Source organism: Chrysiogenia bacterium, from assembly GCA_020434085.1.
Lineage (GTDB): Bacteria > JAGRBM01 > JAGRBM01 > JAGRBM01 > JAGRBM01 > JAGRBM01.
In genome coordinates this window covers 1-11,336 of record JAGRBM010000324.1, presented here as the reverse complement: position 1 = coordinate 11,336, position 11,336 = coordinate 1, and the positions used below count along the sequence as shown (strand labels likewise).

Sequence of the window (11,336 nt, the reverse complement as noted above, 5' to 3'; positions counted from 1 at the left end):
GCGGCAAGATCCGCGCGGTTGTGGCCAAGTATTCGAGCGCCGTGAAGAGCAAATACCAGATCGCCACGCCCACCGCGGTGGCCGGTATTCGCGGCACCACGGTGAGCCTGGGCACGGGTCTGGGCGGCCTCAACGACTTCCTGGCCCTGGAGAGCGGCGCCGCTGAATTCTGCCTGGGCAGCAACTGCGCCCAGATCCCGGCCGGAACCCTCGCCCAGATCAGCGGTGGCCAGATCACGCAGACCGGCCTGACCCCGCAGCTTCTCCAGCAGTTCGTCGGCAACGCGGCCTTCTCCAGCGAGGGCGGTGACTACGGCGATGACGATGCCGGTGAATTCGGTGGCGATGACGGCGCCGGTGCAGGCGGCGGCAAGCGGGTTCGCCTGCATCGCAAGGGCGTGCCGCTCAACACCGACGAGCGCAACATCTTCCTGCAGCAGATCCTCAACAGCCAGGTCCTGCGCGTCCGCTTGGACTTCCCAAACCCCAATGGCGGGGGGCAATAAGCTCCAGCGCCAGCAGCATCAAGAGCGACTCAACGAAAACCCCGCCCATCGAGGCGGGGTTTTTTCTTTGTGGGTGCTTCTCCGGCGCCCAGCTTTTCCGTTGACGTGCGTATTAAAATGTAATACAAAATATGACATCTTGAACGCCTTGGAGGCGCCATGACCGATAAGCAATTGACCTCAACCCCGAAGCCCGATTACGCCGCTCAGATCGCCCAGACCCTGCGAGAGGCCTCTGAGGGGGACGAGAAGGCAGGCCTGCGGGCCTGGCTCTCCCTGCTGGACGCGGCCATTGCGACGATCGAAACCACCGCCTGGGAGGCCCGCGCGCTTGCCGACGAGGCCGTAAACACCTGGAAGGCCCTGGAACAGGGCTGGGGAGCATTCTCCAAGCAGGTGGGCGAGCTCTCCGACGAGGCGGGCCGCTGGCCCGGCCGGATCTCCCGGCTGGCCTCTACCGGCTGGATGCTCACCAAGATCGCCACGAGCTACCGCTTCTTCCGCACGAAGGCGGCCTTCCTCTCGCGGCGCCGCACGGCGCAGGCCTTTGAGGAACTCCATGCCCGCAATGCCCGCCGGTTCTTCGAGACCAGCATCAAGCAGGGCGGCGCCTTCCTGAAGGTGGGCCAGATGCTCTCGGCACGTCCCGACCTGTTGCCCGAGTCCTGGATCGGCGAGCTCTCGGCCCTGCAGGATGACGTCCCGCCAGAGCCCTTCGAGTTCGTGCGCGCCCTCATCGAGTCCGAGCTGGGCAAGCCCCTCGACGAGGCCTTCAGCGAGTTCGAAGAAGAGCCCATTGCCGCTGCCAGCATCGGGCAGGTTCACCGCGCCGTGACCCTCGACGGTGTGACCGTCGCGGTGAAGGTGCAGCGCCCCAACATCGCCGAGCTCATCGAGCTCGACATGTCGCTCCTCGAGATCTTCCTCGAGAGCATGAGCGGGATGCTGCCGCCGACCGACTACGAAACCATCACCGAAGAAGTGAAAAGCATGGTCCGCGCCGAGGTCGCCTACCGCGAGGAAGCCAAGGCCATGGAGGCCGTCGCCAATCTCTTCGCCGAGGCCGAGGGCGTGATCGTTCCCCACCCGGTGCCGCAGCTCTGCACCGACAAGGTGATGACCAGCACCTTCGTCGAAGGCGAGAAGATTACCACGGTGCTCGACCGCCTGGCGGGCGAAGCGCTCGAAGAGGGCGCCGCCGGTGAGAAGGCGCGCCACCGCCTCTCGGAAATTCTGGGCCGACTGCTCGAGAGCTACATGAAGCAGGTGCTCGAAGCAGGCCTCTTCCAGGCCGACCCCCACCCGGGCAACTTCCTGGTCACGGCCGACGATGATGTCGTGCTGCTCGACTTCGGTTGCACCAAGGCCCTGCCCGAGACCTACCGCAAGGGTTACATGAAGCTCATGCAGTCGATCATGACGGGCGACCGCGCAACGACCGACCGCCTGCTTACCGAACTCGGTTTCGCCACCCGCAGCGGCGACACGGGCACCCTGCACGCCTTCATCGATGTTTTCCTGGCAATCATCCGCGACGCCGCCAGCCACGGCGCCGACTTCGCATGGCCCACCAAGGAAGAAATGTTCGCCCAGGCTGCCGAAGTCATCGAGGCGATGGCCAAGGACCCCGTGATGAAGCTGCCCGCCGAGTTCATCATGCTCGCAAGAGTCTTCGGGACCCTCGGCGGCCTGTTCCAGCACTACAAGCCGAGCATCGACTACGGCCGCACCGTGCTGCCCTACCTCGCCAAGGCGATGTAGAGAGCGCCCCTCTGATTCACGAAAAGCGCGGCCCACCGGCGCCGCGCTCTTTTTGTTTGCCACAGAGGGCACAGAGCTCACGGAGCAAGCTGAAAGAAGGAACCACAGATGCACACAGATGAACACGGATAGAAGCCAAATCCGTCATCCCGAGCGAAGTGGCGGGATGACAGGTGAAACAGCAGCCTATCTGTGTGCGTCTGTGTTCATCTGTGGTTTCAAACTCTTCTCTCCGTGAGCTCTGCACCCTCGGTGGCAAGAAACAAAAAGGGCGAGCCTTCCGGCTCGCCCTTTTCTTTGGCTGCTTGGTCGCGCCTAGCGCATGGAGTAGTTGGCGTTCTCGCCGGGGACGTCGAGGTAGCTGCGGCCCATGAGGAACTTGTCCACGTGGTAGGCGGCGTCGCGTCCTTCGGCGATGGCCCAGACGACGAGCGACTGGCCGCGGCGCATGTCCCCGGCGGCGAAGATGCCCGGCACGCTGGTCTGGCGATCCTCGCCGGTCTTCACGTTGCCGCGCTCGTCGAGTTCCACGCCGAGCTGGGTGAGCATGCCTTCCTTCTCGGGCCCCAGGAAGCCCATGGCCAGGAAGCAGAGATCGGCGTCGATCTCGAAGTCGCTGCCTTCGACTTCCTTCATCTGCGGGCGCCCGCCGTTCTCGGAGGGAAGCCACTCGATCTCCACGCAGTGGAGCTTCTTGAGCTTGCCGTCCTCGCCAATGAAGCGCTTGGTGGAAACCGAATACTTCTGCTCGCCGTTCTCGGCGATGGCGTAGCTCATGCGGTAGATGCGCGCCCACTGGGGCCAGGGGTTGTCGCCCGGGCGCTCGTCGGTGGGGCGGTCGAGCAGTTCGAGCTGAATGACCTGCTTGGCGCCCTGACGGGTGGAGGTGCCCACGCAGTCGGCGCCGGTATCGCCGCCGCCGATGACGACGACGTTCTTGCCCTCGGCGCTGATGCGCTCGGACGGGTCGATCTGGTCGCCTTCGACGACCTTGGTCTGCTGGGTCAGGAAATCCATGGCGAAGTGGACGCCCTCGAGCTCGCGACCCTCAATGGGGAGATCGCGGGCCTGGGTGGCGCCGCCTGAGAGGACGACCGCGTCGAAGTCCTTCTTGAGATCGTTGGCGTCGATGTCCACGCCGATGTTGGTGCTCGGTTTGAAGACAACGCCCTCTTCCTCCATCTGCTTGAGGCGGCGGTCGACGATGTGCTTTTCGAGCTTGAAGTTCGGAATGCCGTAGCGGAGCAGGCCGCCGATGCGGTCGGCGCGCTCGAAGACGGTCACGTCATGGCCGGCGCGGCAGAGCTGCTGCGCGGCGGCAAGGCCCGCCGGGCCGCTGCCCACGACGGCGACCTTCTTGCCGGTCTTCTTCGCTGCGGGCTGGGGCTTCACCTTGCCGGCGAGGAAGGCCTCGTCGATGGTGGCGTACTCGATCTGCTTGATGGAGACCGGGGGCTCGTTGATGCCCAGCACGCAGGAATTCTCGCAGGGCGCCGGGCAGACAAGACCGGTGAATTCCGGGAAGTTGTTGGTCGCGTGGAGCCGGAAGATGGCCTCGTCCCACTGGCCGCGGTAGGCACCGTCGTTCCAGTCGGGGATGAGGTTCCCCAGCGGGCAGCCCGTGTGACAAAAAGGCGTGCCGCAGTCCATGCAGCGCGCGGCCTGTTCCTGCAGCTCGGGCAGGGGCCGACGCTCGTAGACCTCGTTGTAGTCGCTCTTGCGCTCGGCCGGATCCCTCTCGGGAATGCCCTTGCGCTCGTATTCAAGAAATCCGCCAATCTTTCCCATTGGTACCTTACCCCGCTGCCGCCATGCTCTTGCCTGCCTGTTCGGCCAGCACGCGCTTGTAATCCACCGGCATGACCTTCACGAACTTCGACTTGAGATCCTCGAAGTTGTCGAGCACCCACTGGCCGCGCTTGCTGCCGGTGTATTTGACGTGCTTTTCGATCATGCCGCGCACGAATTCGATGTCCGATTCCTGGTTGAAGGGATCGAGGTCCACCATTTCCTTGTTGCACCGGGTGTGGAAGTCGCCGGCCTCATCGAGGATGTAGGCGACACCGCCGCTCATGCCGGCCGCAAAGTTGCGCCCGGTGCGTCCAATGCAGATCATCCGGCCGCCGGTCATGTATTCGCAGCCGTGATCGCCGATGCCTTCGACGACCGCGTGCACACCGGAGTTGCGAACACAGAAGCGTTCGCCCGAGACGCCGCGGATGAAGGCCTCACCACTGGTGGCGCCGTAGAAGTTCACGTTGCCCGTGATGATGTTCTCCTCGGGAACAAAGGTCGCGTCCGGCGAGGGATAGACCACGATGCGTCCGCCCGAGAGGCCCTTGCCCACGTAGTCGTTGGCGTCGCCCTCGACAGTGATGGTCACGCCCCTGGGTACGAAGGCGCCCAGGCTCTGGCCGGCCGAGCCCTTGAGGTGAATCTTGATCGTTCCGTCGGGAAGGCCCTCGGCTCCGTAGCGGCGGCTGATCTCCGCGCCGAGCATGGTGCCCACGACGCGGTTGATGTTGCGCACCGGCAGGGAGATTTCGACCTTTTCCTTGTTCTCAAGCGCCGGCTTGCACTTTTCGATGATCTCGTTGTCGAGCGCCTTTTCCAGACCATGGTCCTGCGGGATCTGGCAGTAGATGCCCACCTCGCGGCCCGGATCGGGACGGTGCAGGATCGGCGAGAGGTTGAGGCCCGCCGCCTTGTAGTGATCCACTGCCTTGCGCACGTCGATCTTCTCGGTATGGCCGATCATCTCGTTGATGGTGCGGAAGCCGAGCTCGGCCATGATCTCACGCACTTCTTCGGCAATGAACTTGAAGAAGTTCACAACGTGCTCGGGCTTGCCCTCGAACTTCTCGCGAAGCCGCGGATCCTGCGTGGCGATGCCCACCGGGCAGGTGTTCAGGTGGCAGGCACGCATCATGATGCAGCCCATGGCGATCAGGCCCGTGGTGGCGAAGCCGTATTCCTCCGCGCCCAGCAGCGCGGCGATCACGACGTCGCGGCCGGACTTGAGCTGACCGTCGGTCTCCACGACGATGCGGCTGCGCAGGTCGTTCATCACGAGGGTCTGGTGCGTCTCGGCAAGGCCCAGTTCCCACGGCCCGCCGGCATGCTTGAGGCTGGTGAGCGGGGAAGCGCCCGTGCCGCCGTCATGGCCGGAGATGAGCACCACGTCGGCGTGCGCCTTCGCGACGCCGGCGGCGACGGTGCCCACGCCGGCCTCCGCGACGAGCTTCACGTTGATGCGCGCCTTGTTGTTGGCGTTCTTCAGGTCGTGAATCAGCTCGGCCAGATCCTCGATCGAGTAGATGTCGTGGTGTGGCGGGGGCGAAATGAGGCCCACGCCCGGCGTCGAATGGCGCACGCGGGCAATGTTCTCGTCCACCTTGTGGCCGGGAAGCTGGCCGCCCTCGCCGGGCTTGGCGCCCTGGGCCATCTTGATCTGGATCTCGTCGGAGTTGACCAGATAGTGGCTGGTTACGCCGAAGCGGCCCGAGGCAACCTGCTTGATGGCGCTGCGCTTTGAGTCGCCGTTGGGCAGCGGGTTGAAGCGTGCGGGATCCTCGCCGCCCTCGCCGGTGTTGCTCTTGCCGCCGATGCGGTTCATCGCGATGGCCAGCGTCTCGTGGGCCTCGGCGCTGATGGAGCCGAAGCTCATGGCGCCGGTCTTGAATCGCCTGGTGATTTCTTCGGCCGATTCCACCTCGTCGATGGGAATCGGATTCTTCGAGGGAATCAGCTCGAACAGGCCGCGCAGCGTGCACAGGTGGCGGCTGTTCTCATTGATCGCGGCGGTGTACTTCTTGAACTGCTTGTAATTGCCCGATCGCACCGAGTGCTGCAGGTGGGCGATCGTCTCGGGGTTGTTCAGGTGGAACTCCCCGTTGCGGCGCCACTTGTACTGGCCGCCCCAGTCCAGGTGCGGATGCACGACGTTGCCCTTCGGGAAGGCCTTGTCGTGACGGGTCAGGGTCTCGTTCGCGATGGCATCGAGCCCCGCGCCTTCGATGCGCGAGACCGTGTGTGTGAAGTAATTGTCGACGAGGTCATGGTTGAGACCGACGGCCTCGAAGATCTGCGCGCCGCGATAGCTCTGGATCGTGGAGATGCCGATCTTCGACATCACCTTGATGATGCCCTTCTTCATCGCCTTGCGATAGTTGTAGACGGCCTTCTCGTGGTCGAGCTTGGCATCGTCGATGGAACCGTCGCGGATCATGTCGTCAATGGACTCGAACACCAGATACGGGTTGATTGCGCTGGCGCCGTAGCCGACCAGCAGGCAGAAGTGGTGCGGCTCGCGGGGCTCGCCCGACTCGATCACCAGGCCGGCGCGCGTGCGGCTGCCCTTGCTCACCAGGTAGTGATGTACGCCTGCGCAGGCCAGCAGTGCGGGAATCGGCGCGTGCTCGGCATCGACGCCGCGGTCGGAGAGGATGAGCACGTTCGCTCCCTCGCTGATTGCCTTGGCGGCATCCTTGCGCAGGGTATCGATGGCCTTCTTGAGACCCTTGGCGCCGTCGGCGGCCTTGAAGAGCATGGGGAGGGTCACGGCCTTGTAGCCGTTGCTTCCATCAAGCTGCTGCAGGCGCGCGAACTGGTCGTTGTCGAGGATCGGGTTGTCGATCGAGATCTGGCGGCAACTCTCGGCCGTGGGCCTTAGCAGATTCCCCTCGCTGCCCACGGTGGTGTAGGCGCTGGTGACGATTTCCTCGCGGATGGCATCGAGCGGCGGGTTCGTCACCTGGGCGAAGAGCTGCTTGAAGTAGTCGTAGAGCGGGCGCGGCTTGTTCGAGAGAACCGCCAGCGGCGTATCGTTGCCCATGGAGCCCAGCGGTTCCTGCCCGTCGCGGGCGGCCGGGGCGATGAGGATCTTGCGATCTTCCACGGTGTAACCGAAGGCCTGCTGGCGCGCGACGACCGTGTCGTGATCGGGCTCGGGAACCTTGGCCGCTTCGGGCAGGTCCTCGAGCGGGGTGATGTTCTTGAGGTAGTCGCCATAGGGCTCGGCCGATGCGTAGCGGCTCTTGAGCTCCTCGTCACCGATGATGCGGCCCTCGATCAGGTCGATCAGGAACATGCGGCCCGGCTCAAGTCGGCCCTTCTTTTCGACCCGCTCGGGGGCGATGTCGAGCACGCCGACCTCGGATGCCATGACGCACAGGTCGTCCTTGGTCACCACGTAGCGCGAGGGACGAAGGCCGTTGCGGTCGAGCACCGCGCCGATGTAGCGGCCGTCGGTGAACGCGATGGACGCCGGGCCGTCCCAAGCCTCCATGAGCGAGGCATGGAACTGGTAGAAGCTGCGACGCTCGGCACTCATGCTCTCGTGATTTTCCCAGGCCTCGGGCACCATCATCATCACGGCATGGGGCAGGTCGCGGCCTGCCAGCGTCAGGAGCTCGAGCGCCTGGTCGAAGGTTGCCGTATCGGAGGCGCCCTCCTTGAGGACGGGCGTCACCTTCTTGATGTCCTTGCCGAACAGCTCGCTCTCAAACAGACCCTCACGCGCGCGCATCCAGTTAATGTTGCCGCGAAGCGTGTTGATCTCGCCGTTGTGGGCCAGCATGCGGAAGGGCTGGGCCAGTTCCCACGAGGGGAAGGTGTTCGTGCTGAAGCGCGAGTGGACGAGCGCGATGGCGCTGGTCATGTCCTCGTCGGCCAGATCGGGATAGAAAGGGTCGACCTGGCTGGTGGTCAGCATGCCCTTGTACACAATGGTTCGGCACGAGAAGCTCGGCACGTAGAAATACTCGCTCTGGTGCATGCCGCTCTTGCCGGCTTCCTCGACGCGTTTTTCCACCGTGCGGCGGATGACGTAGAGCTTGCGCTCGAAAGCGAGCTCATCGGTGATATCGTCGCTGCGACCGACGAAGGCCTGGCGCACATGGGGGCGACAGGAATCGGCGGTCTGGCCCAGGTCGGCCTTTTCCAGATTGAGCGGCACGTCGCGCCAGCCAAGGAAGCGCTGGCCGTTGTCGCGCACGGCCTGCTCGAACCACTCCTCGACCTGATTGCGCTCGGTCGCGATTTGCGGGAGGTAAACCAGGGCAACGCCGTAGTGGCCCGCCTCGGGAAGCTCGATGTGCGATTCCGGGCAGACCTTGGCAAAGAACTCGTGGGGAATCTGAAGCAGGATTCCCGCGCCGTCGCCGGTGTTGGGCTCGCAGCCGCAGGCGCCGCGGTGTTCCAGATTGTCCAGGATTTCGAGGCCCTGGCGCACGATCTGATGGGAGCGCTTGTTCTTGATGTTGGCGACAAAGCCCACGCCGCAGCTATCGCGTTCGAAGCTCGGATGATAGAGGCCCTGTGCCTGGCGTCGTGTTCCACTCATGGTCACTGCTCTCTCTCCCCGGCCGGCCTCACCCCGCCGATGTCGTGGCCGTTTCAGGCGGCGACAATGCGGGGCGTGCTGGCCCGGTGGTGCATTCAAATCCGGTTGCAGATCAAGCGCATCCGCCTTCTCCGGGGCTTGCTCGCAGCGCCGCTCGAACTTGCGTTCTGCTGGGCACTGTCGGCTCGGCAAGGCCCAAGCGACGCGCTGGGTTGGGGCGGCAGCCTGAACGGCCCGCACATCCCCGAAGGGCTTCCAATCTTAGTGGATGCGGCGTGTCAAAAACACACCAGTGGAAGCGCCCTCACCGGCGCAGAAAAAGCGCCTGTCCCTAGGTTTCCCCACGAATTTCAGGAGGTTAACTCGCTGCTCTCCGCACCTTGGGAGGCGCCACACTAGCACAGCGTACGGGGGCCGCAAAGCCCCTCGCAGGGGAGTAAAAACCCAAGAAAAATCGGGTATTTGGGCAGTTTTGCGCCCTATTTTGCCGAAAAGGGATTGGGCGGATAGGGGTCGGGCTCGGTGGCCGGTCGGACGGGTACCAGGACCCTTCGGCGCAGGCTCATCACCTTCTCACTCTTCTGGTTCCAGGCCCGGGTTTCGACGTAGACGATGCCCCGATCGTTCTTCGATTTCGAGGGGGTGATTTCCAGCACCTCGGTCTCGGCATAGATCGTATCGCCGTGGAAGGTGGGCCCCAGATGGAGGACTTTTTCGTATTCGAGGTTGGCAATGCACTTCTCGGAGATGTCCGAGACGCTCATTCCCACGACGATGGAGAAGACGAGGGTTCCGTTGACCAGCCGCTGGCCGTGCTGGGTCTTCGATCCGAAGTAGGCGTCGAAGTGCAGCGGGTGGGTGTTCATGGTCAGCAGCGTAAACCAAGTGTCGTCGGCTTCGCTGATGGTGCGCCCTGGCCAGTGCCGATAGATCGCACCGACCTCGAAGTCTTCAAGGTAACGTCCGCCCATATCGCGGGCTCCTTCCGGGATGTTCGGGCTAGTCGCGTGTGCCGCTGTTTTCTTTGGCGTTCTTCATGAGCACCACGCGGACGAGCGAATCGAGCGGGCCCTGATTGGCGTAGCGGATCAGCAGATCGTCACGCCCGTCGCCGTTGAGGTCCTCGGGGAAGGTGAAGAAGCTCGAATGGGTTTGGATCTCCACGGACTTCTCCGCCCATTCCTTATCCGTGCTCAGCAGAATCTCGTAGCTGCCGGGATTGGATGCCTGCAGGAGGTCGAGCCTGCGATCTCCGTCGAAATCGGCATACACGGAAAAGGCGGTGAGCAGGTTGGCGCTCTGCTGGCTCAGATCGAAGTCGAAGGGCAGGTCCCGCTCTTCGCTCGGATCCTTGGCGTGCAGGCCGGCTTCAGTCGAGTAGAACGTCTTGTAGGTGATGCGGACGCTCTGGAAGAGCACGAGACGCACGAGCTGGGCAAAGCCGAATTCGAACTGCTGCACCGCAATGTCGTCACGCCCGTCGCCGTTGAAGTCGGCGATGAGCGGCTTTTCGATAAAGCCTTCGAACTTCATCGTCTCGTCGGGGCGCTCACCGTACTTGCCGCCCTTGTTGATGAACACGAAGAAATCCGACTGCAGTTCCTGGTCGGCCAGGTTCACCACTGTCAGGCGGGAAATGATGATGTCGGCCAGCCCGTCGCCGTTGAAGTCCGCCGGATACAGGCGCGTGATGGCGGGAATCGACCCGTGGCGCATTCCCTGATAGAGGGGGAACACGCCGAAATCGATGAGCGTGGGCGTGTCCTTGATCTTGCCGTCTTTATCCCGCTGGTAGATGTAGACCCGGTCGTCGCGGGGCAGGAAGATGTCGAGCTGCCCGTCGCCGTCGAAGTCGGCCTGCATGATCTCGGGCAGCATGAACTCCATGCGCGTCGAGTTCTGCTCGATACGCGAGAGCAGGATGTCGTTTTCCCAGTAGCTGCTCACCCGCGCGCGAAGCGGGGTGGGATAGATCCCCGAGAGTCGCCACTCGGCGCCCTTGTCGTCCTTGACGGCGCGGTAGATATAGGTCTGGTCGAAATCGTAGACGATGATCTCGTCCTGGCCGTCGTGATCGAAGTCCTCGGCAATGGTGACGACCACGACCCCATGGGGATCGGGCGTGCGAAAAATCGTCGAGGCGGTGAAGAGGCGCGTTGGCGACTCGATGAACTTGTTCTTGTCGAATTTGAAGTAGTAGACGCCGCCGCTGGCCACGTAGCCCAGTTCCGGGCCCTCGTCGCTCAGGTCGAAGTTGGCAACGTCGATGCCGACCGCTTCCTTGGGGGCCGCCCAGGTCTGGTTGGGCGCTTCACCAAAGCCCTTGTCGGTCTGGAGGAACAGCGAGAAGTACCGCTCGCTGGTGCGCTTTTCTTCGTCGAGCACGATGTGGGTGACGATCACGTCGCGGAGCTTGTCGCCGTTGAAATCGGCGGTGACGAAGTTGCGCACGACGCCATTTACCTTGAGCGAGAACTGTTCGTTGCCCAGCAGTTCCTCGGCGCTGGCCGCGCGCGCTCCCATGCTTGCCAGCAACGCTGCGGCTACCAGAAGAATCTTCCCAATGTGCTTCCCACTCATCATCACTCCGCCTTGTGCCGGTCTCAGCCGACGATTCCACGGCTCATCTTCGTCAGAAGCTGTGCCAGGGTATTGCGTTCATCTTCGCTCAGGCGCGCAAAGAGCACCTTGTCGATCGAATCGATTTCAGGTTTGAGCTGCTCGGT

At 63.4% G+C, this 11,336-nt stretch carries 6 protein-coding genes; 2 read left to right on the top strand and 4 right to left on the bottom strand.

The genetic code is table 11. The features are described from left to right. A partial coding sequence (locus tag KDH09_11285; protein ID MCB0220270.1) for a hypothetical protein occupies positions 1–506 on the top strand: 506 nt, incomplete at its 5' end. Between the two features lie 159 nt (positions 507–665). Continuing rightward, positions 666–2,267 carry an AarF/ABC1/UbiB kinase family protein gene (locus KDH09_11280; protein MCB0220269.1) on the top strand — a complete coding sequence of 534 codons (1,602 nt, stop codon included), beginning with the start codon at positions 666–668 and terminating at the stop codon, positions 2,265–2,267. Positions 2,268–2,582: 315 nt separating this feature from the next. Here KDH09_11280 and KDH09_11275 read toward each other — a convergent pair whose 3' ends face one another. The 4 genes from KDH09_11275 to KDH09_11260 all read right to left on the bottom strand — a co-directional run bounded on the left by KDH09_11275 (position 2,583) and on the right by KDH09_11260 (position 11,190). After that, the gene (locus KDH09_11275) at positions 2,583–4,055 is read right to left on the bottom strand and encodes a glutamate synthase subunit beta (protein MCB0220268.1); all 1,473 of its coding nucleotides are present in this window, start codon (positions 4,053–4,055) and stop codon (positions 2,583–2,585) included. 7 nt (positions 4,056–4,062) lie between these two features. Beyond that, the gene (gltB, locus tag KDH09_11270) at positions 4,063–8,610 is read right to left on the bottom strand and encodes a glutamate synthase large subunit (protein ID MCB0220267.1); all 4,548 of its coding nucleotides are present in this window, start codon (positions 8,608–8,610) and stop codon (positions 4,063–4,065) included. Positions 8,611–9,089: 479 nt separating this feature from the next. Further along, on the bottom strand, positions 9,090–9,581 hold the full coding sequence (locus KDH09_11265) for a MaoC family dehydratase (protein ID MCB0220266.1): 492 nt from the start codon (positions 9,579–9,581) through the stop codon (positions 9,090–9,092). A gap of 28 nt (positions 9,582–9,609) precedes the next feature. After that, complete coding sequence (locus tag KDH09_11260) at positions 9,610–11,190, bottom strand: VCBS repeat-containing protein (GenBank protein ID MCB0220265.1); 1,581 nt, start codon at positions 11,188–11,190, stop codon at positions 9,610–9,612. Positions 11,191–11,336: the final 146 nt, after the last annotated feature.